Origin of the sequence: Pedobacter sp. Leaf176, assembly GCF_001424305.1 — a bacterium.
GTDB lineage: Bacteria > Bacteroidota > Bacteroidia > Sphingobacteriales > Sphingobacteriaceae > Pedobacter.
In genome coordinates, this window is record NZ_LMPD01000008.1 from 138,295 (window position 1) to 163,184 (window position 24,890).

26 protein-coding genes and 1 tRNA gene are annotated in these 24,890 nt (G+C 38.5%); 20 read left to right on the forward strand and 7 right to left on the reverse strand.

Features of this window, described 5'->3' with window-relative positions:
• Positions 1 to 171 precede the first annotated feature (171 nt).
• From rpiA to ASF92_RS20455, 7 genes are all read left to right on the forward strand, one after another.
• On the forward strand, positions 172 to 960 hold the full coding sequence (rpiA, locus tag ASF92_RS20430) for a ribose-5-phosphate isomerase RpiA (protein WP_197413349.1): 789 nt from the start codon (positions 172 to 174) through the stop codon (positions 958 to 960).
• Positions 961 to 1,144: 184 nt separating this feature from the next.
• Positions 1,145 to 1,318, forward strand: a complete 174-nt coding sequence (locus tag ASF92_RS21110) for a hypothetical protein (RefSeq protein ID WP_157264006.1) — start codon at positions 1,145 to 1,147, stop codon at positions 1,316 to 1,318.
• Positions 1,319 to 1,383: 65 nt separating this feature from the next.
• Positions 1,384 to 1,770: a hypothetical protein gene (locus ASF92_RS20435; protein ID WP_056097585.1), complete on the forward strand. Its 387-nt coding sequence runs from the start codon at positions 1,384 to 1,386 to the stop codon at positions 1,768 to 1,770.
• A 287-nt stretch (positions 1,771 to 2,057) separates the two neighbouring features.
• Positions 2,058 to 2,462, forward strand: a complete 405-nt coding sequence (locus ASF92_RS20440; RefSeq protein WP_056097586.1) for a hypothetical protein — start codon at positions 2,058 to 2,060, stop codon at positions 2,460 to 2,462.
• 105 nt (positions 2,463 to 2,567) lie between these two features.
• The gene (locus ASF92_RS20445) at positions 2,568 to 3,887 is read left to right on the forward strand and encodes a DUF3887 domain-containing protein (protein ID WP_056097587.1); all 1,320 of its coding nucleotides are present in this window, start codon (positions 2,568 to 2,570) and stop codon (positions 3,885 to 3,887) included.
• A gap of 120 nt (positions 3,888 to 4,007) precedes the next feature.
• Positions 4,008 to 6,626: a PAS domain-containing protein gene (locus ASF92_RS20450; RefSeq protein ID WP_056097588.1), complete on the forward strand. Its 2,619-nt coding sequence runs from the start codon at positions 4,008 to 4,010 to the stop codon at positions 6,624 to 6,626.
• A gap of 62 nt (positions 6,627 to 6,688) precedes the next feature.
• The gene (locus ASF92_RS20455) at positions 6,689 to 7,657 is read left to right on the forward strand and encodes a YihY/virulence factor BrkB family protein (protein WP_056097589.1); all 969 of its coding nucleotides are present in this window, start codon (positions 6,689 to 6,691) and stop codon (positions 7,655 to 7,657) included.
• Positions 7,658 to 7,661: 4 nt separating this feature from the next.
• Here the strand turns inward: ASF92_RS20455 and ASF92_RS20460 are convergent, their stop codons facing one another.
• Together ASF92_RS20460 and ASF92_RS20465 are read right to left on the reverse strand one after the other, a co-directional pair.
• A complete protein-coding gene (locus tag ASF92_RS20460) occupies positions 7,662 to 8,084 on the reverse strand; it encodes a secondary thiamine-phosphate synthase enzyme YjbQ (protein WP_056097590.1) in 423 nt (140 codons plus the stop codon).
• A gap of 2 nt (positions 8,085 to 8,086) precedes the next feature.
• Positions 8,087 to 9,331, reverse strand: a complete 1,245-nt coding sequence (locus tag ASF92_RS20465) for a M23 family metallopeptidase (RefSeq protein ID WP_197413350.1) — start codon at positions 9,329 to 9,331, stop codon at positions 8,087 to 8,089.
• Positions 9,332 to 9,740: 409 nt separating this feature from the next.
• Between ASF92_RS20465 and kduI the strand changes: the two genes are divergently transcribed.
• The 4 genes from kduI to ASF92_RS20485 all read left to right on the forward strand — a co-directional run bounded on the left by kduI (position 9,741) and on the right by ASF92_RS20485 (position 16,833).
• A complete protein-coding gene (kduI, locus tag ASF92_RS20470; RefSeq protein WP_056097592.1) occupies positions 9,741 to 10,580 on the forward strand; it encodes a 5-dehydro-4-deoxy-D-glucuronate isomerase in 840 nt (279 codons plus the stop codon).
• A gap of 47 nt (positions 10,581 to 10,627) precedes the next feature.
• Positions 10,628 to 11,392, forward strand: a complete 765-nt coding sequence (locus tag ASF92_RS20475; protein ID WP_056097593.1) for an SDR family NAD(P)-dependent oxidoreductase — start codon at positions 10,628 to 10,630, stop codon at positions 11,390 to 11,392.
• 781 nt (positions 11,393 to 12,173) lie between these two features.
• Positions 12,174 to 15,221, forward strand: coding sequence for a SusC/RagA family TonB-linked outer membrane protein (locus ASF92_RS20480; protein ID WP_082489652.1), 3,048 nt, complete (start codon positions 12,174 to 12,176; stop codon positions 15,219 to 15,221).
• Positions 15,222 to 15,231: 10 nt separating this feature from the next.
• Positions 15,232 to 16,833 carry a RagB/SusD family nutrient uptake outer membrane protein gene (locus ASF92_RS20485; protein ID WP_157264008.1) on the forward strand — a complete coding sequence of 534 codons (1,602 nt, stop codon included), beginning with the start codon at positions 15,232 to 15,234 and terminating at the stop codon, positions 16,831 to 16,833.
• 69 nt (positions 16,834 to 16,902) lie between these two features.
• Here ASF92_RS20485 and ASF92_RS20490 read toward each other — a convergent pair whose 3' ends face one another.
• Entirely contained in the window at positions 16,903 to 17,523 is a 621-nt protein-coding gene (locus ASF92_RS20490; protein ID WP_056097596.1) for a Crp/Fnr family transcriptional regulator, read from the reverse strand.
• 226 nt (positions 17,524 to 17,749) lie between these two features.
• Positions 17,750 to 18,322: an alpha-ketoglutarate-dependent dioxygenase AlkB gene (locus ASF92_RS20495; protein WP_056097597.1), complete on the reverse strand. Its 573-nt coding sequence runs from the start codon at positions 18,320 to 18,322 to the stop codon at positions 17,750 to 17,752.
• Positions 18,323 to 18,528: 206 nt separating this feature from the next.
• Here ASF92_RS20495 and ASF92_RS20500 point away from each other — a divergent pair, with 206 nt between their 5' ends.
• The 3 genes from ASF92_RS20500 to ASF92_RS20510 all read left to right on the forward strand — a co-directional run bounded on the left by ASF92_RS20500 (position 18,529) and on the right by ASF92_RS20510 (position 19,842).
• Positions 18,529 to 18,891: a hypothetical protein gene (locus ASF92_RS20500; protein ID WP_056097598.1), complete on the forward strand. Its 363-nt coding sequence runs from the start codon at positions 18,529 to 18,531 to the stop codon at positions 18,889 to 18,891.
• Positions 18,892 to 18,906: 15 nt separating this feature from the next.
• The gene (locus ASF92_RS20505) at positions 18,907 to 19,518 is read left to right on the forward strand and encodes an NUDIX domain-containing protein (protein WP_082489653.1); all 612 of its coding nucleotides are present in this window, start codon (positions 18,907 to 18,909) and stop codon (positions 19,516 to 19,518) included.
• 129 nt (positions 19,519 to 19,647) lie between these two features.
• Positions 19,648 to 19,842 (forward strand): hypothetical protein, encoded by a 195-nt coding sequence (locus tag ASF92_RS20510; RefSeq protein WP_056097600.1) that lies wholly within the window; start codon positions 19,648 to 19,650, stop codon positions 19,840 to 19,842.
• A gap of 199 nt (positions 19,843 to 20,041) precedes the next feature.
• On the opposite strand, the gene ASF92_RS20515 is transcribed toward ASF92_RS20510, so the two are convergent.
• Together ASF92_RS20515 and ASF92_RS20520 are read right to left on the reverse strand one after the other, a co-directional pair.
• Entirely contained in the window at positions 20,042 to 20,404 is a 363-nt protein-coding gene (locus tag ASF92_RS20515) for a hypothetical protein (protein ID WP_157264010.1), read from the reverse strand.
• A 4-nt stretch (positions 20,405 to 20,408) separates the two neighbouring features.
• Positions 20,409 to 20,603 carry a hypothetical protein gene (locus ASF92_RS20520; protein WP_056097602.1) on the reverse strand — a complete coding sequence of 65 codons (195 nt, stop codon included), beginning with the start codon at positions 20,601 to 20,603 and terminating at the stop codon, positions 20,409 to 20,411.
• Between the two features lie 326 nt (positions 20,604 to 20,929).
• Here ASF92_RS20520 and ASF92_RS20530 point away from each other — a divergent pair, with 326 nt between their 5' ends.
• The 5 genes from ASF92_RS20530 (at position 20,930) to ASF92_RS20545 (ending at position 23,846) form a co-directional block, all read left to right on the forward strand.
• Positions 20,930 to 21,625: an HAD family hydrolase gene (locus ASF92_RS20530; RefSeq protein ID WP_056097604.1), complete on the forward strand. Its 696-nt coding sequence runs from the start codon at positions 20,930 to 20,932 to the stop codon at positions 21,623 to 21,625.
• Positions 21,622 to 22,251 carry a chloramphenicol acetyltransferase gene (locus ASF92_RS20535; protein ID WP_056097605.1) on the forward strand — a complete coding sequence of 210 codons (630 nt, stop codon included), beginning with the start codon at positions 21,622 to 21,624 and terminating at the stop codon, positions 22,249 to 22,251. The genes ASF92_RS20530 and ASF92_RS20535 overlap by 4 nt, the downstream gene beginning before the upstream one ends.
• 110 nt (positions 22,252 to 22,361) lie before the next feature.
• A tRNA-Ala gene (locus tag ASF92_RS20540) sits at positions 22,362 to 22,435 on the forward strand.
• A 17-nt stretch (positions 22,436 to 22,452) separates the two neighbouring features.
• Complete coding sequence (locus ASF92_RS20905) at positions 22,453 to 22,818, forward strand: hypothetical protein (protein WP_157264012.1); 366 nt, start codon at positions 22,453 to 22,455, stop codon at positions 22,816 to 22,818.
• On the forward strand, positions 22,800 to 23,846 hold the full coding sequence (locus ASF92_RS20545) for a site-specific integrase (protein WP_056097606.1): 1,047 nt from the start codon (positions 22,800 to 22,802) through the stop codon (positions 23,844 to 23,846). The genes ASF92_RS20905 and ASF92_RS20545 overlap by 19 nt, the downstream gene beginning before the upstream one ends.
• 3 nt (positions 23,847 to 23,849) lie before the next feature.
• On the opposite strand, the gene ASF92_RS20550 is transcribed toward ASF92_RS20545, so the two are convergent.
• Positions 23,850 to 24,218, reverse strand: a complete 369-nt coding sequence (locus ASF92_RS20550; protein WP_056097607.1) for a hypothetical protein — start codon at positions 24,216 to 24,218, stop codon at positions 23,850 to 23,852.
• A gap of 272 nt (positions 24,219 to 24,490) precedes the next feature.
• Here ASF92_RS20550 and ASF92_RS21115 point away from each other — a divergent pair, with 272 nt between their 5' ends.
• Positions 24,491 to 24,658, forward strand: coding sequence for a hypothetical protein (locus ASF92_RS21115; protein WP_157264014.1), 168 nt, complete (start codon positions 24,491 to 24,493; stop codon positions 24,656 to 24,658).
• The last annotated feature ends 232 nt before the right edge of the window (positions 24,659 to 24,890 follow it).

Sequence of the window (24,890 nt, forward strand, 5' to 3'; positions counted from 1 at the left end):
TAGTTAGTTAGTATAATTTGGTTAACGGTTGGTGGAAACATCAACCGTTTTTTTATTTAAAAGATCTCGAAAAGCCTTTAAAAAAGAAATGGAGATTCCACTTATCGCAGAATCCCCATCATCTAAATTAACGCTCTCATATACATAAACGCATTAATTAGGATTTATTGCATGTGGTATATTTTTTTTAATTTTAATCCTGCATGGTCAATAGGCGATAATGAGTTCGGAATGACGACTAATTGTTTGGTAATTTTATATTTTTACAATATGGTACCTACAGATAAAGTTAAGCAGGATGCAGAAAAATTAGCGGCGGCCCGCGAGGCAGTTCAGTTTGTTAAAGATAATGATGTTGTAGGCCTGGGCACAGGTTCCACGGCGACCTTTGCTATAAAAGAACTGGCCGAACGAATGAAAGATGGCTTGGTGATAACTGCCGCAGCAAGTTCGATAAAAACAGAAGCGCTAGCTATTTCTCACGGCATTCCTATTGTAAAATTGGAAACGTTAAGTTCAATAGATATCAGTATTGATGGAGCCGATGAATTTACTGAATCACTCGATTTAATTAAAGGCGGAGGAGGAGCATTATTCCGCGAAAAGATAGTCGCTTCTTTGAGTAAGTATTCCATTATTATCGCAGATTCATCTAAAAAAGTAAGTCAGCTAGGTGCTTTTACAGTTCCTGTCGAAGTGATTCCGCTTGCATTGCACTACGTTTATAGCCAACTGAAAAAATCAGGTGGCAAATGTATTCTTCGAAGCAAGGAAGATAAACCATTTATAACGGACAATGGAAATTATATTGTTGATGTTGATTTTGGTTTGATAGAAAAGGCTCATGAACTTGCTTATTCCTTGAATCAAATTGACGGCATATTGGCGCATGGTTTATTTATTGGACTAACTTCCAAAGTTATTATGGCAAAGGAAAGCGAGATTTTAGTTTTTGAATAGTCGTAAGTCGTCAATTTGATCGAAGGGGAGAAATTTTTGTGCCCTAACTTTTTATGTTTGTCATTCATTTCTTCAGGAAGCTCAATATTATTGTATAAGATTCCCGCCTTCGCGGGGAAGACGACTGATTAAAATCAAAATAATTACCGCCGCTATTTTTCACCGACATCCAACGCCTCGGTTCGTGTCCTCACGAATCGAAATCATTACACTAAACGTATTGTATTCGGGCGCAACCGACGACCACCAAAGTACTTACTACGCCTCTGCACTTCTTTACCGACATTTTTCTGCCTTCGAAAATCCTCCAAGTATTTTCACCGATGCTTTTATTTCACTCACCGATAAACAAAAGTAGTTTAAGGAAAGTCCATTCTCTTGTCTTCATTTTCGGGATACATTTGATTTATAAAAACAACGGTCATGGAAAATCTAATCAAAAAAAATCACATAGATAAACAAAATGCTTTAGGCATTTTAGTAATTGTAATCGGATCAGTATTCTTACTGGATAATATTGGTTGGGACAGGCCAAACTGGATATTAAGCTGGCACACCATTATGCTCGCTGCGGGTTTGTGGATAGGATATCGCAAAAACTTTCAAGGTGGAGGCTGGTTGGCTCTAACCATAATTGGTGGTTTTTTCACGCTACAGGACATCACAATTTTCGATTTTGAACTTTCAAAAATTACCACCGCCCTGATAGTGATTGGTTTGGGACTATGGGTATTGTTAAGGCCTCGAAAAATTAAAGCCTACCCTAACCATTTTTCAGGCACGGCCGAAATACATGAGATAAAAAGTTAAAATCCTTAAATCCATCATATATCTGAAAGGGACGTTTATAAATTATGTCCCTTTTTTATTGGGAAAACTTCAGAAAGTGAAAAGCTGATAAAAAGAAACGGGGATTCCACCGAAGCAGCATCCCCGTCATCTAAATTAACGCTCTCATATACATAAACGCTGATATGTGAAATTATTGTGTTGCCTGTATTTTTTTTCTTGTCGCATTTGGCCCTGAATGTTGTCGCTTAATGTAGTTGTGCCATCTTCTGATTAAAATTAATTTTGATCAGAACAATTGGAAACACATGGAAACATTTTACTTAGATAAGGATATTAAGGTGATGTGTGTAACAGCATCATCATTTCCGGATGGTGTAAATACGGCGCATAAGAAATTGCACGACGTTTTGGCCTTTGATGAAAAAAGAAGGTGCTTTGGTATTTCAAGTCCCAATGGAAGAAGCATTATTTATAAAGCGGCTGCCGAAGAATTAAATCCAGGTGAGTCGGGTATATTTGGTTTTGAAACCTTTGTTATAAAGCAAGGGCATTTCGCCAGTGAATACATCGTCGATTTTATGAGCCAAATTCCTTCAGTAGGCAAAACTTTTGAAAAGCTGCTTTTCATTGCTGATATCGATCCTGATGGATATTGTCTGGAAATGTATATCGGCAATAAAGATATTCGTTGTATGGTACCTCTAAAATAATACAATAACATTATTAACGAAAAACTAATCAATTAGTTACATTTTAACAAAATTGGATTCAAATATTGTTAACTTTGGTTTATTGAACTAAATACAATATTATTCATGAGGAAAAGTATTTTAATAGTTTTTACACTATTATTTTTTACAACAGCGTCTTTCGCACAAAATGTTATCAGCCTTTTTAACGGAGCAAATAATTTTTTCCAGCTGTTAGAGGATGGAAAGTTTACCGAAGCATATGGTAATTTTGACGAAACTGTTAAGACCAAATTAACAGAAGAACAATTAAAAAAGCTATGGGCTGATGTACATGCGAATCTCGGAAAATCGAAATCTATTGAGGCTGTTCAAAGTAAAGTTCAGGGCGACTTTTTCGCGGTTACTGTAGCAGGTGAGTTTGAAAGGGGTACGCAAAATTTTATCCTTGGCTTTAATAAAACTCAAAAAATAGTTGGTTTTTTTCTAGCCCCAAAACCGGTAACGGCTAAATATCTGTCGCCTTCCTACGCTGACACCACATTATATACAGAAAAAGCTACATACCTGGCTCTTCCAGGGCATCAATTGGCCGCGATTATCACCACACCTAAAAATCTTAAAAATTTCCCTATGGTTGTATTTGTTCATGGATCTGGTCCTTCAGATATGGACGAGACCGTTGGTCCGAACAAACCTTTTAAAGATTTGGCTGCTGGTTTAGCGGCTCAAGGTATTGGATCTATCCGATATGTGAAGAGAACATTGGTTTATGCTCAGGAATTTAATAAGGTATATACGGTTAAAGAAGAAGTAATAGATGATGCTGTGGCAGCATTAGCTATGGCTAAAACAGTTCCGGGGGCCGACATAAAAAATATTTATCTTTTCGGACATAGTTTAGGCGGCATGCTTGCACCGCGGATTGCGAGTCAGGTTCCGGATTTAAGTGGTATTATCTTAGCTGCAGCGCCCGCCAGAAAGTTGCCCGACTTACTAACCGAGCAAAACAAGTACCTTTTTGAGAAAATGAATGATACTGCAAAAATGGCCAAAGTGCAATATGATATGGCTATAACTGAAATTGCAAAAGGTAATATCACACAACTGGGTGCCATAAAACCGGACTCTTCTATTTTAGGTATACCAGCAGCTTATTGGGTAGACATTAATAACTATGACCAGATAGCTGTTGCCAAAAAATTAACTAAGCCGCGAATCTTTGTTATTCAGGGAGGGAATGATTTTCAGGTCGCACAAAAGGATTATGATTTGTGGAAAGCTGGCTTGGCAGGCAATACGAATGCAGAATTTAAATTTTATCCAGAACTAAACCACCTGTTGAGTCAACAGGTCGAAAAAGGGACCGGTGTTCAATACCAATCATTCTCCAGTGTTTCGGCCACATTAATTAACGACATAGTAGCCTGGATAAAAATAAAGTAATTCTCGTGCAACATAGAATAGTCTTATATTACATATTACTTAAGGCTATTTTGTTTAACGTAATATTTAATGGATCTGTAAGCAGCAATATTATTATATTTAATAAAAATTTATTTTTTAATGAATAGAGAATATTCCGACGATGAGAAGTTTTCGTCCCTCGTTGATTCATCGCCAATGCCAACAGCTATTTACAAAGGGCGGCAAATGGTTATCAGCTTCGCTAATCAGGCCATGATTGATTTGTGGGGAAAGGATGAGTCTGTTATCGGAATGCCACTTAAACAGGCATTGCCTGAACTTGATGGCCAGCCTTTTCACGATATTTTGGCCCATGTTTTCGATACTGGTGAAACTTATTATGCTAAAGAATCGAGTGCCGATTTAGTGGTAAATGGTAGGCTGCAAACATTTTATTTCACTTTTACTTATAAACCAATAAAAGATTGCGATGGCCAAACGTATGCCATAATAAACACCGCGGCACATTTAACAGAATTGGTTTCCGCAAGAAAGGAAATTGCAGAAACCCAAGAGCGGTTGGCCTTCGCATTGCAATCTGCTGGCATAGGAACCTGGGATTTAGACCCGATAAATAGCAAGGTGAACTGGGATAATCGCTGTCGCGAACTTTTCGGGTTTTCGCCTGAAGGAGAAATTGCTTATGAAGATGTTCTTAGTCGGATATATCCTGATGATGAAGCAATGGTCAATGCGGCTGTTATAGCAGCAGTTGATCCGAAGGGGGAAGGTAATTACGATATCAGATATCGTACATTAAATAAAGAAATAAATCAGTTGCGTTGGGTGCATTGTAAGGGAAAAGCATATTTTAATGCTGAAAATATTGCGTATCGTTTTGCTGGAATTGCGCAGGATGTAACAAGCGAAGTGGTAAGCAAAAGACGTGAACAGCAATTAATGAGTTTGGTAAGTCATAATGCCGACCATATGACAGTAGCCGACATGGAAGGCAATTTAATTTACATGAATGCTGCATCGAGAAACCTGCTAGGAGTTGGGTTAGACGCTGATGTTACCAAATTAAGTGCAAAAGATTTTTATACACCCGAAGAGCTTGACAGGGTTCAAAATCACATAATAAAAGAGATAACAGAAACGTCTGGTTGGCAAGGCACCATTAACCTTCGGAATTTTATAACAAAGGAAATCATCCCTTGCAATGTAAATTATTTGCTAATCAAAGATCCTGAAAGTGGTGATGTAATTGGAAGAGGCGCAACTGCCCGCGATTTACGCCCCGAAATTAAAGCAAAAGCAGAATTGCAGCGTTTAGCCACAATTGTTGATAGCAGCGAAGATTTCTGTAATTATTGTGACATACAGGGAAACACTTTTTATATAAACCCGTCGGGAATCGCTTTAATAGGAATTGATGAAGCACAAATTAGTAAAAGTAACTTATTTGATTACCATAGTGAGGCAACAAACGAACTTATTAAACGTGAAATTCTGCCCGTATTGTTGAGTAAAGGTAAGTGGTCCGGAGAATTAGAACTACTTCACCAAAAAACAGGAGAAATTATTCCAATTCATAAGCAACTTTATGCGATTCGGGAAGAAATAACCAACACACCTGTGGCAATAGCGGGTATTGCCCGTGATTTACGACCAGAATTAAATGCCAGGAAAATTCTGAATGACAAAAATGAAGCTCTGCAACGGGCTTTTAACGAATTGGAGTTTTTAGCAAATACTGTACCTTCAATCGTTTGGACGAGCAGGCCGGACGGAACCCTGGATTACATAAACCAACGTTGGTACGACCAGAGTGGTAGACCCAAAGAAGAGGTAATTTCTTCGACTTTGACTGAAGCGGTTCACCCTGACGATAAGGCTCATGCAAGTGCAGCCTGGGCACATGCTTTAGAGACCGGAGATCCGTACGAAACCGAGTATAGGATTAAAGATAGATTTAATGAATATCGTTGGTTTTTAGTTAGAGCATTACCATTAAAAAATGCGCATGGTGAAATAGTAAAATGGTATGGAACAAATACCGATGTGCATCATCAAAAAGAGTTAGAAAAGCAAAAAGATGATTTTCTTGGTATTGCGAGCCACGAATTAAAAACGCCTGTTACCAGTTTAAAAGCGTATTCGCAAGTTTTGGAAGCGATGTTTAAGCGTTCTGGCGATTTAAAAAATGCAGAATTCCTGTCCAGAATGAACAAGCAAGTAGACAGGTTGACCAATTTAATTGGTGATTTACTCGATGTGACCAAGATTAATGCGGGCAGACTTCAGTTCAACCACTCTATGTTTGATTTTAATGAAATGGTAGAAGAGGTAATCGAAGATGTTCAACGAACTTCAGCAAAGCACATCATCAATAAAAACCTGAAGTTTAAACGAGCGATTTTTGGTGATAGAGAAAGGGTTTGCCAGGTAGTTACAAACTTATTAACTAACGCCGTCAAATATTCACCTGATGCAAATGAGGTTGTTATTTACACCGAAGACCATGAGGAACATGTAAGGGTTTGTGTACAGGATTACGGGATAGGTATAAGCAGTGAGAAAAAGGACCATGTTTTCGAGCAGTTTTACCGTGTAAGCGGAAATAAAGAACATACTTTTCCCGGCCTCGGTTTAGGTTTATACATTTCTTCTGAAATTGTCAAAAGGCTAAAGGGAAAAATTTGGGTAAATTCGGTTGAAGGAAAGGGCTCAACCTTCTGTTTTTCTATTCCTGTGAAACAAGAAATCATTCTTTAATGCATTCTTTTCAAACAAAATGATAAAATAGTCGGTTCTAATGGATATTAAGCCGAAGCATTATGACTAAGAAGAAAGTAACTTTTAAAGGGATTTGGGAAGTTTTGAAAGCCTCGTTTACGGGTTTTACTGATCATAAAGTAACGAAGTTAAGCGGCTCTCTGGCCTATTATACAGTTTTTTCAATGGCACCCTTGCTGGTAATCATAATATCACTCTGTGGCATTTTTCTAAAAAGAGAGGCTGCAGAAGGTCAGGTTTACGCCCAGCTTGCAGGTTTTTTAGGCAAGGACACTGCGATACAATTGCAACAGATTATTAAAAGTGCCTACCTCAACGGCAAAAGTACAATCGCATTCATTATCGGTTTAGTAACCTTATTAATTGGTGCGACAACCATTTTTGGTGACATTCAGGATTCCATAAATACCATATGGGGACTAAAACCAAAACCAAAAAGAGGTTGGTTAAAAATGTTGCAAAACCGGTTTTTATCTTTCTCTGTAATTGTAAGTCTGGGTTTCGTTTTAATGGTTTCCCTCGTCGTAAATACTGTTGTTGATGCCTTTAGCAAAAGGCTAGAAGCCAGGTTTGAAGAAGTATCTGTGGTGGTATTCTATGTGCTGAATATGGCGATTACACTAGCAGTAATATCGTTGATGTTTGCTGTTATTTTTAAAGTTTTACCGGATGCAATCATTAAATGGCGTGATGTTATTTTAGGCTCCATCGTAACAGGTGTTTTATTTATGATAGGTAAGTTTGGGATATCTTTTTACATTGGTTCGAGCAATGTTGGCAGTACATATGGCGCAGCGGGATCTCTGGTTATTCTATTGCTTTGGACTTATTATTCGTCCATCATTTTATATTTTGGTGCAGAGTTTACCAAGGCCTATGCTGTAGCCTACGGTTCAGAAATCCATCCCTCACATTATGCCGTTACAACAAAAGAAGTTGAAATTGAAACTGAAGGTAATTCTATTCAGGATAACCACAAAGATTTGCAAAAAAAGGTTCCTAAAGAATAATAGTCTATTCACCCCAGGCGGTAACCATAATTTTTCGTTGGCCGCCACGATTTCGATGTTCACACAAGTAAATACCCTGCCAGGTACCCAGTGCTAACTTACCATTTCGAACCGGAATTGTAACAGAAGCACCCAATAGCGCAGCCTTCAAATGTGCGGGCATATCATCCGAACCTTCATAATCGTGTTCATAATCCGGATCATTTTCCGGAACTGCCTTATTGAAATACATTTCAAAATCTACCCTAACTGTTGGATCAGCATTTTCGTTGATGGTTAGTGATGCTGAAGTATGCTGAATAAAAACCTGACAAATGCCTGCATTAATTTCCTTAAGTTCAGGAAAGGCATTAACAACTTCATCAGTTATCAAATGGAAACCCCTCTTACGTTCCCTTATTGCAAATGCTTGCTGAAATATTTTCATTGTTATTTTTTTATCCAGCCAGATTGTGAATTTTTATCACTTATTAAGCTATAATTTCCAAAGTTACCTAATAAATCTACGCTTTCACCTTCCTTTAAATCTACTTTAACAGCTGCAAGGCTATCTGGCTTATCATAAACTGAGGAATTGGCTAATGTAATTTTAATCTTTCTAATTGGATTGGAAACCTGAATCAGTTCTGTACTCCTTATGAAGCCTGAATTACCATCCGGCAACTCTGTTTTATACCAGTTGGAAGTGGCTGAACGAATTTTGACAACAGTACCTGGGGCTAATTGTGTAACCGGCGTTGAATTTGAATTGGAAGCGGATCTTAAAGCAACTTTCGATGTTGTTCTTAAGGTTTTATTTAGATTGGCAACTGAAGCTGTGATTTTTGCCGCTGGCTTCACAGTTGGGTTTATAAAAGGTAATGGGTCTATTGCGCCTCCAAAAGTGTAAATACCAAAATGCAGATGCGGCGCAGTGGTTTTTGCATTTCCAGTGTTGCCTATTAAACCAAGAGTATCTCCTGCTAAAACATTTTGCCCTTCCTTTACTATCTGTTCATCTAAATGTGCGTAATATAAGGTGTAATCTTTACCTTTCGGCCTGAGCCAGATTACTTTGCCGCCTAAGTTATTTTCATTAACCTTAACCACTGTACCATCGTTTGTTGCGATAACCGGACTTCTGAATGTGCCAAATATGTCTACGCCTTCGTGTTTACGATCGCCATTATCCCTTCCATCACCCCAAAAACTCTTTATATTATTTTTTCCGGTTTGCGTTGGAAAGCCTAATGAAGGACCTACGGTAATTTTTAATGTGTATTCTGAACTTCTTAAAAGTTCTGGCTGAAGCCGGATCAAATACGCCCCTGTTTCGTCAACATCTAATTTAATATCATTTCCAAGGGTATCTGCAGAAGCCAGTAACTTTGCATTTCCATCAGTTGGTAATTTCCAGATATCGATGTAAATTTTCGCGCCATCTACTGGCTTTTTCTGTAAGGATAACTCAATCTTTGTTCCGCGAACAGCATTAAATTTATAGGCTGCGGCATTTGCTTTTTCTGCAGCGAAATATCCGGTTTCCTGGTATGGAACGGTGATAGAAAGTGCTTTTTGCATACTTGTACTTGCTGCAGTAATCCAGTCAGCACCCAGAGCAGTCTTATCTAATCCTGCAGAAATCAGTTTGCGTTGATATACTTCATGGGGCGATGTCGCCTTAAACAAATTCACAGAACCTGATTTACACGATAGATATCCGGATGTTATTAAAATGATTACAATTATTTTTGTAAAACGAAAATTCATATAATAAAGTTATTCTGTCATTTTATAAACAAAAAAAGGCAATACAGGTTTTTATTGTTCGGCAGAATACAACAGATCACCTCCAGGGAAATTGCTTTTAAAACATTAGTAAAAATTAATTAGCCACAGAAGCACAGAAATCACGGATGAGATTAAAGTTTTTCGTGCTTCCGTGGTAAACATAATGCTAAGGCATGCGCAGAAAGATTAAGAATTATCAGAGAAAAGTTAAAAGCGATTTTCCTGAGATCACCCTCTGTTATGGTTATTCTTGTCTGAAGTTTATATATATTTGCAATGCAAGTAACCTGATTCATTACCTTAATTTTTATCGATGAACAAATTTGAAAGCCGTTACGCTCAAAGCCCAAAAGAAGTTAAACAAATGGACACCGCTGCCTTGCGGGAAAACTTTTTAATTGAAGCTATTTTTGAACCCAACTGCATTAATCTGACTTTATCCCATTTCGACAGGTATATTGTTGGCGGTGCAATGCCAGTCGATGAAAAAATCGAATTGCCAAACCCTGATGCTTTAAAGGCAAATTTCTTTTTAGAACGAAGAGAAATTGGGATCATAAATGTAGGCGGAAAGGCAATTATTACAGTCGGCGATGAAAAATTTGAATTGGATTTCAAAGAAGCTTTATATATAGGTAAAGGTGTTCAGGGTGTTTCTTTCGAATCTGCAGATAAAACACAGCCTGCAAAATTATACATCAATTCGGCACCGGCTCATCACAGCTATCCAACAAAAAAAGTGAGTAAAGTTGATGCTGAAATTGTCGAATTAGGCACACCTGAAACCGCAAATCATCGTGTAATTAATAAACTTCTTGTAAACAGCGTTTTACCAACCTGCCAGTTGCAAATGGGTATGACTGAATTAAAATCGGGAAGTGTTTGGAATACGATGCCTGCACATACACACGACCGGAGGATGGAGGCTTATTTCTATTTCGAGGTTCCACAGGGGCAAAGTGTTTGTCATTTCATGGGTCAGCCGCAAGAAACCCGCCACATCTGGATGCAGAACGACCAGGCCGTAATTTCTCCAAATTGGTCGATACATTCGGGCGTAGGTACCAGTAATTATACTTTTATCTGGGGTATGGCTGGTGAAAATCTTGATTATGGAGACATGGATCATTGTGCAATAACTGAATTAAAATAGTAACCAGACCCAAAGGGAATTGAAGATTAATTGTTAATAGAAATAAAATGTCAAACATATTTGATTTAACGGGTAAAACTGCATTGGTAACAGGTTGCAAAAGGGGGATAGGCAAAGCAATGGCTTTGGCTCTAGCGGAAGCGGGAGCCAATATAATTGGTGTTTCTGCCAGTCTTGAACTTGAAGGAAGTGCTGTCGAAAAAGAAATCCTCGCGCTAAACAGGGAATTTTTTGCATACCAGTGCGATTTTGGCAATCGCGAAGCAATAAAAGAATTTATAGCTGATGTAAAAGCCAATCATCCCGTTATAGATATTTTGGTAAATAATGCAGGCACCATTTTACGTAAGCCAATTGCTGAGCATCCAGACGAGTTTTGGGACGAAGTGATTGCCGTAAACCAGACGGCACCATTTATTTTAACCAGGGAAATAGGTCGGGATATGGTTGCACGTGGCAGTGGTAAAGTTATATTTACAGCTTCTTTACTTTCCTTTCAGGGCGGTATTACAGTTCCGGGTTATGCGGCGAGTAAAGGTGCAATTGCTTCATTAACGAAAGCATTTGCGAATGAATGGGCTTCTAAAGGTGTGAATGTAAATGCAATAGCACCGGGCTATATCGCAACAGATAATACATCCGCACTACGGGAAGATGAAGATAGAAGTAATTCAATTTTAGCCCGAATTCCAGCAGGCAGATGGGGAACTCCAAACGATTTCAAAGGACCAACTATCTTTTTAGCTTCTAAAGCAGGAGATTATGTTCACGGTACTGTTTTAACAGTGGATGGTGGCTGGATGGGTCGCTAAGGCTATAAAGCTTAGCGTTAAAATACATGATATTATTATTTAATCCCAGACTCAGTAAGACTGATATTAAATGCTCAGATATTAGCTTCCAATGCTGATTGTTTTCTCGGGAAAATCAGCGTGATAACGCACCTGGCGTCTTTATAATTATTTAAGTTCTGCATTAGGCTCAGATAATGATTTATAACTGAGTGAGCATGGTGGATGGTGCTTAATCTCTGGAATCTCTACAGCCTTGGGACTATTTGACTGCTTTTTTGCTGTTAGTTCTATAATTACTCTTCCAGCCGGTAAATTGTAAAATATCCTGACGTTTTTTTTTAATCGCACATTCCTCTATTTTTGCGTTTGCTAACAGATTTCTTAAATATTGAAAGTCTTTTGATAAAATGAACGATTTATTACAGATTCAATTTGTAATTATCATGGAATTCTTGTTTTTTAATTTTTTTTATTCTGGTGACTCATGATTTACGGTTATTATTCAATTTTTATTTTAAAAAATGCATTTTAATTTATAGTTTATATGAATTTTCGATAATTAAATTTAAATAATTGATTAATAAATTATGTTTTTCAGTATTAATTAGTTTGTTTTTCCGTTTTATTGGATAATTAAATATAAAATTTGAATTTTTTAATTTTTAATAAATAAAATATGATACATAATTAACTTATTCTGGTATTATATTGTCTTTAAGTATTTATAATTCGTTTTAGCTGGGCTTTAGTGATAGATTAGTGTTAATTAAAACCTAAAATTAAACTAAAACTTATTGCTATGAGGAGAAAATTACTCTTAATTTCCTTCCTGATGCTTTACCTTGCCCAAGGTATTTTTGCACAGGACCGTACAATCAATGGAACAGTAGTGGGCAAAGATGATGGTTTACCACTTCCTGGTGTTACGGTATCCGCAAAAGGCGCGAAGTCAGTAACCACAACCGGTGCCAGCGGAACATTTAAACTCGTTTTACCTAGTAATGTAACAGAAGTGACCTTTAGTTTTTTAGGTTATTCTACGCAAACTGTTGGAGTAACAAGTGGAGAGATTAAAGTTTCCATGGCAGTAGACTCTAAACAATTATCTGATGTGGTTGTAACTGGAGTTGGTACCGCGACAGACAAGAGGAAAATCGGTGTTGATGTGGCAACTTTATCATCGAAAAACTTTGCTAAAAGTGTGGTAACAGGTTCTGTTGAACAGGCGTTACAAGGACAAATAGCTGGTGCGGTTATCCGCACAGGTTCTGGTCAGCCAGGCGATGGTGCATCAATTATTCTTCGGGGTATTAATACTTTAGGTAGCACTTATCCGATGATTTTAGTTGATGGAGTTGAAGTGTCTGATTTAAATGGTCTTGATCCCAGTTTAGTGGAACGCGTTGAGGTTGTTAAAGGTGCTGCGGCAGGTATGCTTTATGGCGCACAGGGGGGGAACGGCGTTATTCAGGTATTTACCAAGAAAGGTACAAAAGGAACCGCTCCAACCATTAATTTCAGTTCGAAATATAGTTCTGATCAGATTATTCAAGGTGACGATCTTCTAGCCAAATACCATCACTACGTTACCGATGCACAAGGATACATTTTGGATAACAACGGCGTTCGGATTACCAGAGGCACAGATGGTAAGTATACTGAGCCAGCTTTATTGTCAGGAGCAACTACGCTGAACAATAAGCCTTATATGGAAACGGTTTATGATCACTTAAAACAAGCGTATAGAACTGCTTCAACTTATAACAATAATATAAGTATATCTGGCGGTGGCGAAAAGTCTGATTATTCAATTAATGCATCGAGGCTGGATCAGCAAAACGTAATGAATAACAAGCTGACAAGACATACAGCCGGCATCAATTTAGGTGTGGAGTTATTTAAAAACTTTACTTTGCGTTCAACTTCGCAAGCAGTAATTGAAAATGAAAATTTAATTTCTGGCAACCGTTTCCCTCTTTTAAACTCTTACCAGTTTATTGATTTTACTTTCAAAGATGCTTTAGGAAACCTGATTGTTCAACCTAAAGAGGAGAACCAAAGTAACTCATTGGCAGAAAACGACTGGCATGTGAGAAAAGATAAATCAACCCGTTTTGTGCAAAGTTTAAACCTGAATTACAAGTTTCCAAAATTTGTAGAGTTGGATTATAAAGTTGGTTTAGATTATTATGCACTGAACAATTTAGATTATTATAAAAATCAAACGTCAACCGGGCAAGATTTATATTTTGGAACCAGAGAAGGTTCGTACGAGCAGAGTAATACAAGAAACACGAAATTCAATTCTATTGGTTCAGTATTCTTCAGAACAGATTTTGAAAAAGACTTCAATTCCAGATTGCCAATTACAACTTCCACGCAAGTATCATACGATGTAAGGAAAGAAGCTTATAATTATTTTAACGGAAGAGGTGTTGGTTTACCTACATACCCACCTTATAACATTAATGTTGCAACTACAAAAACTGCAACAGGTAATTCAAATGAATTTTTAAGTTATGGCCTTTTGTTCAATCAAAGTATAGATTGGGGAACTTTGGCCGGTATTTCTGTTGGTGTACGATCTGATTACTCATCAGAATTTGGTGCAGGTGGTAAAGCTTTTACCTTTCCAAGGGGAACAGCTTATTTCAACCCTTCTGATTTATTAAAATTATCATGGTTACCACAATGGAAAGTTCGTGCAGCCTATGGCGAAGCGGGTATTCAGCCGGGAAGATATGCCCGCCAAGTAACCTTAAATGCCGGAACTTTAGGTGATGGGAGTTATTTAACCCTTCCTGGAACCGCCAGTAATCCTTTTTTACGAGTACAAACCTCAAAAGAATTCGAAGCAGGAACAGATTTCGTGTTAGCAAACAATAATAAAGCCTGGGTAAGTCGGGTGGCAGTAACTGCTACGTACTGGAAAAGAGAAAGTGGTGATGTTATTCAGGCTGCCGATTTATCTCCGTCTACCGGTTATGTCGCAATCAACGATAATTTGATGACATTAAAATCGAGTGGTTACGAATTAAGTGCAGATGCGACAATGCTTCAGAAAAAGAATTTAACCTGGAATTTCGGTATCCGTTTCGCACATTCTCAAACTATTGTCGATAAAATTGCAAATGGTCAGGACGTAGTTTCAGGCAACTTCGCTTTAAAAGCAGGCGAACGTTTTGGTATTTTTTATGGACAGGTTCCGCTTTCTTCTGTTGATCAGTTGAAGCCTGACGGTTCTCGCTACATTGCTGCGGTAAGTGTTGGCGATTATGAATTGGTTAATGGCTTTGTAACTAACAAAACAACAAAGCAAGTTCTTGTAACGGGGAGTGACGATAAGAAAAACATGGGAGATCCGACTCCTAAATTCACAATGTCGTTCATAAACAGTTTTAATATCTACCAGAATTTAAGCTTATCATTCCAGTTTGACTGGAATTACGGAAACAAAGTTTATAATTTAACCCGACAATGGTTGTATAGAGATCAGCTTGCTGCCGATTTTGATAAGGAAGTGACCATTAATGGACAAACCGGCGCTTTTACGTCTTACTATGGCAGTTTGTATAACTCAACAAACCCAATTAGCTGGTTCGCAGAAAGTGGTTCATTCTTACGCTTAAGAGATTTATCCTTATCGTATAACCTTCGTAACGCATTGAATATCAAATGGGCTAAAACGGTTTCTGTAACTGCTTCGGCCAGAAATATTTTAACGATTACCAAATACAGTGGTTTAGATCCAGAATCTAGTAGTACGGGCACATTAGATAGGGGTGTCGACAGCTTCGGTTTTCCGAACTTAAAATCTTATCAATTTGGTGTTAACATTGGCTTTTAAATCTGAAATCATGAAAAAAATTATTAGCATATTTATTTTAGTCGTTTTTTTGAGCAGCTGCCAGAAAACAGACCTCGAACTTATTAACCCCAACTCACCGACGCCAAATGCCTCACTTACAGTTGAAGACGGGATATTAGCCTTCTCTAAAGGTCTTTACGTAAAAGGACTTGGTGCCAATTTCGTTATTGGCTGGTCTCTACACAGCTTTATGGGCGACGAGCTGTATTCGCCTTACGGCAACTGGGGCTGGCGATGGGCCGAACAAGTAACCTCTATCACTTTACCGAACGGAACGGTTTTAAAAAATCCGATTGGCCCCGAACAAAAACCACAGTTGCAAAGTACAAACAGCAGAACAGCAGGCGACCTAAATGTATTTAAATACGAATGGGAATCAATGAATTTATTGAATGCAAGTTGTAATTTATTACTTGCATCGATCGATAAACCTGAAGCAAAGTTTACCGGAGATGTAGCGACTAAGAAAGCAACTTTACGTGCCTGGGCTTACTGGTGGAAAGCTTATGCTTATTCTCATATTGGTTCGATGTACGTTTCAGGAATTATCAATAATAACTCTGATGGTACAACAAATGGTAACTTTATAACACGCGATGCCATAATAAACGAAGCAACCAGCAACTTCGATAAATGCCTTGCACAACTAAATGCTATTGCCACGGCAAATATTGATGCTTACAATTCAACAATTGATGCTGTAATTCCTGACTTCGCAGCACGTTCTTCAAGAATCACACCTGATATGTGGAAAAGACAGATCAGCAGCTACAAAGCGCGTAACCTAATGGCTAATAAAAAAGTTGCAGCAATGACAACTGCAGATTGGACGGCTGTTACAACACTTGCCAATGCAGGTATGCTGGCAACTGATAATAATTTCAGAATTGGGATGGATCCTAACGGTACAAATGATTTATCGGGTGCCTTTTATCATCCGTATTCTCTGTTAGGCTTAGGAACTCAGTTTACCTTCGTTAGCGAACGTTTAGTGCAGGAATTCGAAACAAATGATGCAAGATTAGCAGCAAACTTTTATCTTCTTACTTCTCCGAATTTGAGAAACGACAGGGGCTTCAACTTCGGTACAAGATATGGAGCCGTTCCAATTGAATCGGGTGGTAAGTTTGCAACGAGTGATAATAGGGGTTTTATGGAGGTTGGCGCTACTTACGAAGAAACCCGTTTGGACATTGCCGAAGCGAACATAAGAACAGGTGCTATAGAAGCCGGTTTAATTATCATCGACCAGATACGTACTTACCAGGGGGCAAATGTTGCTGCAACAGCTGGTACTGGTTTAACACAGGCAGCAGCCATAGCAATTTTAAAACGCGAACGTAGAGTTGCATTGTTCCAAAGAGGAACAGCTTTTTATGATGCAAGAAGATGGGGCGTTACGCAATCTGCGTCTTCAGGCGGCGGTCGTGCTGCGGCAAATGTATTAATTCAAGGCTCTACTCTGGGTACTACCGGTTCTCAAATCAGAAGCTGTTTTATAGATTATAACTTTATGGATTATTTTGATATTCCTTTGAATGAGTTGGATTTTAATGCACCAGCTCCAGGCTCCGCACCCGTAAAACAGTAATCTTATTTTGATTTTAATTTTTAAGAACGCCCGGCAAATTAATTGCCGGGCGTTTTATTGTTAAGTTTATTAGGCTAAATGTTCTAGGAATTTTCGCATACCTTCATCCTCAATAAAAGTATTTTTAGATTCTAATTGTCGTAAAGTTCTGTTAAAACTCCTGACCGAAATACCTAAATAAGCCGCCATATCTTCTTTAGAAACATTGATATTTTCTTCAGCTTGCAGCTTAAGTAGTTTCATCAAGCCATATTCCAAAGTATATAGTTGCTGAAACGATGCCCTCGTACTCGTTTGAATGATCCTGGTGGATAACTCCTGAAGTAATATTTCAGTGAATTCAATGTTTTCCCTGATAAGCTTTAAAAAGAAATGATCGGGAATAGAATACACTGTAACCTCACTGAGTGTTTCGATATTGCATAGACAATCTATTTTTTTCAGCACTTCCAGTTCGCCAACAACTTCTCCTTTTCCCAAAAACTCAATGATGAAATCTTTACCGTTTTCTTCGGAAATAAAGCATTTTGTAATACCCTCTTTAATGATATAAATGTTCCTGATTTTTTCGCCCTGCTCTATAAACCTGAATCCAGATGGAAAAGATTTTAATAAAATGTTTTTTTGTGCTTCTTCTCTGTCGTAAAAATCAGCGATGAAAGATAAAAAAGTGGGGTTTGTTCGTAGCATGTTTCAGTTTACACAAATGTCTATTCTAAATAATTTTGGGTTGACCTTATTTAGGGCGCTAAAGTAAGCATATAGATAATAAAATGGATGTATTTGCTTTTGATAGAATGAGGCAGAGGGCGGGGGAAAATAAAAATTACCTTGGTCTTGCCGAGAGAAACAACGCTTCCTGATCCATTACAGCTGCCAACGGTTTTGAAAACAATAGTTTGTGGAAATAGATTATTTAAAATTTTCCGAGCGTTCTCAAAGTAATGGAATATCTGGTTTTATTCACCGGAAGAATGCTGTGCTCCCAGTCGCTTCGGGATATCCCATCTAGGATGTAAAGTGAGCATCTTTGAATAGTTATATTTATGATTGTCTTTCTGCCTTGTTTGGATTTATCGTGCGGACGGAAACGTAAACTGCAGTCGGATAATAATGAAATTCCGGAGATGAGGCCAAATGGAGGTGCGTCCCGGTGCCAGTTAATGACTGAGCCGGGTGGATATTCGGTAACCAGCACTTCCTTAAACAGCTTTGGATCGAAGGCTAATTTTAGGGAAACTTTGTCAATAAGGGCGTTGAATGTTTCCGGTATCGGTAGTCCTTTTTCCAGTTTACGGCTGTGAAAATGGTAGTCGTAACCGAAGCTTTTGGTTTTGCGTTTGGCTTGATAACCCTGGAAAACCATGGGTTGCAAATCTAAGTCTTGCACGATTTCCAGCAGCCTTTGTTCATCCTCTGCACTAAGAAATTCTGGATAATAGCTGAAACCTTCAGGCAGCACAGGATCGAACAGGGAAATTGTACTCATGGTGAAATGTTTAAGATATAACAAGTTTTTAGCGAATAAGTTCCCCGTAGTAGCCAGGAATTAACCGTATTTCCAACACTATTTGCAGTGATCTACGGAAAGAGATAGCTGTACAAACCTTTTCATTTTTTCTACTGTTAATCCAAATATGAAGTTATAGCAGAAAAGGTCAATACATACTAATCGTAAACTCTAAATGTTAAGTTATGAACAAGAAACCCATAACTCCCGCCATACATGGGCTGGTAGATTACGCTTTTGCCGCAACACTCTACACAGTCCCGGCATTGATTGGCTGCAATAAAAAAACGGTCGTGCTTTTCAGGGGATTGGCCATAGAAGTGTTCCTGTACGGAGCCATTACCCGTCAGCCATTGGCACTGTTGCCTTTAATCCCGATGAGGGTGCACAAGTTGATTGATGTGGCCAATTTATCGGGTATGGCGCTGCTAACCGGGTATAAGGGCATCCGCAAAAAACCCAAAGCTGTCGGCTTCAACCTTGGTATGGTTGCCCTTGGTATCACTTCGGTATTGTTAACGCAATGGCGTAAGAAAGGCGGCGCATAAGATTTATTCGGGTATATGAAACAGATAATGATCCGGAACAGGAAACTTCTCTCCAACGAGAAATACAAACTGGAAGAGATTGATTTCACGAAGCCAAATATCGAGGGCAATAGCCATGAGCAGAAAAATGAGGTTTACTTTCGGCCGGATGCGGTTGCTGTTCTTTTAGTTGACACTAAGAAAGAGGAATTCATACTAACTAAACAATTGCGGCTGCCAGTGCTACTTAATCCGCAGGAAGGAGCGGGTGGTTTTTTGCTGGAGGTCTGTGCGGGGCTGATCGAGAATGGAGAGTCTCCCGAGCAGGCGGTTATCCGGGAGGCCAGGGAAGAAACCGGTTATGAAATTTCTGAGCCGAAAAAAATCGGTGGTGTGTATACCTCAGCCGGAGGCTTAACCGAGTACCTGCATTTGTTCATTACAAAGGTGCGCGAAGTGGATCGAACCAGTCAGGGCGGCGGAGCTGAGGGAGAAGGAGAGGATATCGAACTTATCGGTTTAAAAATTGAAGATGCATGGAATCAGCTCGTTGACGGGAAAATAAACGACGCTAAAACCATGTTGTTATTGCAGCACTACTTTAATTTTATGGGAACAGGAAAGCAAAATATTTCTACACATGTATAAGAATGGGAGGAAAGTTGTTGTTAATGTGGCTGCACTATGTCTCCAATTTTGGATGTACATATGTCAGTTTCTCAAATTAGGACCTTTTTATCTGCCTGCAACAGAAACATTATTCAAAAAAAAATAGCTATGAACAAATACATTAAACTATTGATTATCCCGGTATCCTTATTTTTGGCAAACTGTACATCCGGGCAGAATAGTCCAGCCGATTCACATCCCGGAAGCGGATCAGTAAAAGCCGGCCGTAGCGATCAAGCAGGAGACAAAAAGGATACTGCTAAAACGGATTCATTGCCAGCGGGAGATAAAGTGCAGCAATAGCTATTAATCGTTTAGGTGCCAGATCCGCTTGGTCAGGTAATTCGTGCCAGGTAGCTGAATGATTGTTTTCACAACATAAATTTTATACTAATAACAGAAGATCAAACGCACGCTCTTTGGGATTGCACGGTAGTTAACAGGATTTTACCGGCCTGGGATACGTATTTTTTTCGTGCTGGCATGACGGTTGTGCCTAAAGTTAAAGTTGAAATTTTGATTTTTTACCTTTATCGGTGGCTAAACAGGCTAAGATGATGAAAATCAGTTGGATTACCGCGTCGGCCAGGTAGATCTTAGAAATTGTGCCGACCGTAGTGTAGTAGACGTCAATGGCTAGAAAGCTAATGGCGGTACTGATGCTCAGCACCGGTGATCGCTGTTTGTGGGCAGGCTGGGAGAGTATCGACAAAGAAATGGCAATGCTCAGCAGACCAACCATCTTTACCAGCCAGATATCTATCTTTGGTCCGGTTACCCACATGAAACTTTGTATGTGAATTATCGGCCACACACCTGTGAAAAGATAAAATACGCCCTGAAGACGCAGTAGCTTATTCATCATTTAATTATGGGCGGTTTTTCTGGCCAAGATTCGGTAGCTGGACAATTTGTTCTTCCTCTGCTTCGCTCAAAGGAATACTCTTATCAGTACGTTCCTGCTTTTCTGTATAGGTATATCCAGATCCTCTTACCGTTTTTTTGCTGCCAACCTTTGGTTCGCTATTTTTTGCTGACTTTTCTTTTTTATCTGATGTATTCATATCATAGAGATTTATTTATTTTAACCTCCGGGCTGACAAATAAGTTTTCTAAATTGTTTGTGAAGGTTTGGTTATGGTTCAGCTTGATATCAATTGGAAACGCTTCGCCATTCTGATTGGAAGAGTAATGAACGCTGGTCGAGCATAAGCGCTCTGAGCTCGTCTCAAACATGCCTTTTTCATTCGAGCAGAACATCGTTAACCGCCTATCTTTGTGAAAATAGCAAAAAGCATGGTTTTTATTTGTATCATAATTCCGTTTAAGACAAATGTCCTTTCATATTAATTTGGCTTGATTTACTTTTGAACATTAAGTAAGCATAACCATGGAAAATAAGATTAGTGTAATTGCTTTTGATGCTGATGATACCCTTTGGGTAAACGAACCTTATTTCCGGGAAACGGAAACTCATTTTGCAGCTTTACTGGAAGATTTCCTGCCTTACCATAGCGTCATTGCCGAATTATATAAAACAGAAATCGCTAATCTGCCACTATATGGTTATGGCATCAAGGGTTTCATGTTGAGTATGATTGAAACTCTTTTAAAAATCAGCGAAGGAAAAGTAAATCCTGAAGTAATTACAAAAGCGATTCAACTAGGACAGGAAATGTTAAATAAGCCTATTGAATTGTTAGATGGTGTAGAAGATGTTTTGAAAGCATTGCAGGGGAAATATCGCCTGGTAGTGGCTACTAAAGGTGATCTATTGGATCAGCAAAGAAAATTGACCAAGTCAGGTTTGGATCACTACTTCCATCACATTGAAATTATGAGCGATAAGCAGGAAAAAGATTATATAAAACTGCTTAAACACCTGGACTGTAAGCCAGAAGAATTTTTGATGCTGGGTAATTCGCTAAAATCTGATGTTTTACCTGTATTGTCCATTGGTGGCCATGCGGTTCATATACCTTACCACACCACCTGGATGCACGAACACATCGAACATACAATTGAGCATCCAAATTTTTACCAGATGGAAAGCCTGTCGGAGGTTTTACCAAAATTAATTAAATGAAAGAAAAAATAAATATAAACACCTGGTTACGGAAAGACCATTTTAACTTTTTCAATAACTTCGACGAGCCTTTCTTTGGTGTAACAATTGAAGTAGATTGCACAGCAACATACCAGGAAGCCAAAGCTAATGGAGTTTCATTTTTTTTGCTATATCTGCATAAATCATTGATCGCGGCAAACCAGATTGAAAACTTCAAGTATCGTATCATCAACGGCGAAGTTTGGAAATATGATATAGTTAATGCTGCGGCAACCATAAACAGACCTGACGGAACCTTTGGCTTTGGCTATTTTGACTACCTAAACAACTTTATAGATTTTAATGCTGGAGCGACTCAGGAAATAGAGAAGGTGAAGACAACAAGTGGGTTAATTCCTTCGTCATCGGGAGAAAACGTAATTCATTATTCTGCGCTACCCTGGTTAAACTTCACTTCAATGTCGCACGCCAGAAATTATTCATACAAAGACAGCTGTCCGAAAATTTCTTTTGGAAAGGTTAGAGATGAAAATGACAGCAAAATAATGCCTGTTTCTATTCATGCAAATCATGCATTGATGGACGGTTTTCATGTTGCGCAATTTGTAAATGCCTATCAACAATTGCTTAGCCACAAAGCTTAGACTTAAATATGTTTTAACTATTTAATAGCCAGTGAACAGCAAATGATATTCAATTTAAAGATTGAATATCATTTGCTTTAGAAAAACTAATTGCTATTTTTGTTGCACAAGGGGGATTAGCTCATTTGGCTAGAGCGCTTCGCTGGCAGTGAAGAGGTGATCGGTTCGAATCCGATATTCTCCACAGGTACTCCTAAGTTATTGAAAAACAATAATTTAGGAGATTTTTTACCTTCAAACTCTGACACAAGTCTGCCACTAAACGCCCCAGGAGCCCAAAATTCATCCCGGCCAGCACGGCGAAAAAATCAAAATTCTTCTAACGAAAAGTCTAAAAACGTTGGGTATCCCGAACGTCAGTCACAAGAAAAAAATCCCCGAGTGGCGAATTTTGGCTTCATGGAAATTCCTGAACTGCCATATACTATTCCCCGTGTCGTAAAAGGACGGAACATAATCAAAGTTCCTGCGGGAAGTACAATGGAAAAAGAGGTTGCCAGGCAAAGTTGGTATGTGGAATTTTTTTTCACAATGCATCTGAAGAGCGGATGGAGCGAATCAGGGTAACCAGGAAGCTTAACAGGATAAAAGACCCAAAGCAAAAACTCAGGAATTTTAATAACCTTTGCGAGGCTTACAAAATCGCACTCGAAGGTGGTTGGAATCCTCTGGATGAACATGCCAATGCCCGGTTAAGAAAAGAACTGATTGGCATTGATCTTAATGAAGCGCTGTTGCTGTTCGAGTCTTACCACAAAGCCAAAGGCACCAGGCCAAAATCAATCAGTACTTACCGCTCAACAGTTAACTCTTTTATTAAATATCACGGGGGAAATAAAAAGGTAAATACGATTACTGATTTTGAGATTACCGATTTTTTGAACTTTAAGGAAAGGGAGGAGAAGTGGGCGGGAGTAACCTACAATAACTGCAGAATAGGTCTTAATAACTTTTTTAGGTATTTGAAGGTCAACAAATACATTTCTGAAAACCCGGTAACGGACTGCGAAACACGTAAGAAAATGCCAACCCAGTCCCATCAGGTTTTTACTGAACGTGATTTCAAGGTTATCATGGACTGGCTTGATAAAAATGACAAATATTGCCAGCTCTTTGTGCGGATGATTTATTATACATGCATTCGACCAAAGGAACTCCGGTTCTTGCAGCTTAAGTACATCGATTTGGAGGACAATACCATCACAATTCCCGGCGTCGTCTCAAAAAACAAAAAATCAATCCCTGTAAATATTGACGTAAGCTTAAGAGCAGAACTTGATAAATTACAGATAGAAAAATTTGATAAGGAATATTTCCTGCTTGGTTCTGCGGACACTTTTATTTCACACAAAATGTGCGCTGAGAATTATGCTTACAACAGATTTAAAAAATGTTTGGAGGCAACCGGTTTGCTGGATAAAAATTACACACTCTATTCTTTTAAACACCTCTCTAACGTGAGAAAGTTTAGGGCAGGATGGACGCTTGCAGAGATTTGTTCAGCCAACAGGCATGGTAGTCTCTCTGAAACGGAAACCTATCTAAAGGAACTGCTCAAATTTGTGCGATCGGATAAAGCCATACCAGCAATTTGATCATCATTTCTGATTTCTTGCCGGGGTTACTAAGATTTCGGCAAGAAATTTTTCCCTGGTATTCTTCTTTTTCACAAGGTACTCTCCGGCAAAATGCAACCGGTGTATCTCGTTAACTTTTTTGGTAAGATCAGCCATTAAGTCAATAGATATACCCTCGTGGGCACTCTTTTTTTGCCTTGCCGAGGAATAATGGTTAGGTAATATGCCTGCGTAACTGCCTTTACCTGCTACCTCGGAAATTTCATCTCGAATTGAGGCAATTTCGATGAATAGTCGCTCAACCCTCAAGTAAATCCCTTCCAGCCAAAGCAGTTCCTGCTGTTCAGGATTTGATTCTGATATTTCTTTTTTTTCACCGTTTGAATTCATAGCCGGCAAGCTACACTTAACGGGATTTATGATATGGGTATCTCAATAGGGAGCCCTATGTTTTTTTTTGCCCTGAATTTAGTAAAATAAATAGTCAGCTTTTCCAAGGACTAGACATATATCTGCGGCAACAGAAAATCATAATTTATCGAAAAGAATCCGATTCAGAAATTATTCTTCCTAGAAAACATGATGATGTTTAACTTTCCGTTTAACTAGAATTTTAAGGAATGCAGCTTGTATTGATTCACAAGTAGAAAAACTGCGTGCCGATGTTTATCAAATTAAAGGACACCGATTATGATGAATATTGTTATTTTACTGATGTTAGTGTGGAGCGAAGTGCTGAGCGGCGCGCATCCAGTGTCGCAGTGGTTCGTCTGCCTGATAAGGTAAAGAATCAGCCTAACCTGCTCCTGATGAACAGGCCAAAAGAATAGTAGGCGAGTTATTTGTAACATAGTCCAGGCATGATAAGCTAAAAAATATGATCGAATAACTATTGATTGTATTCGGTGAGGAAGCTTTTGATAACGGCATTAAATGCATGGAAAATATATATTGAAGGATAGCGCTATTTTTTGAGATAGTTTTGTAGGTTATAATCTTAAAAGATGTAATCATATTAAATTGATTATTAGGTAATTAATTTGACTAAAAAGGTTGTTTTGA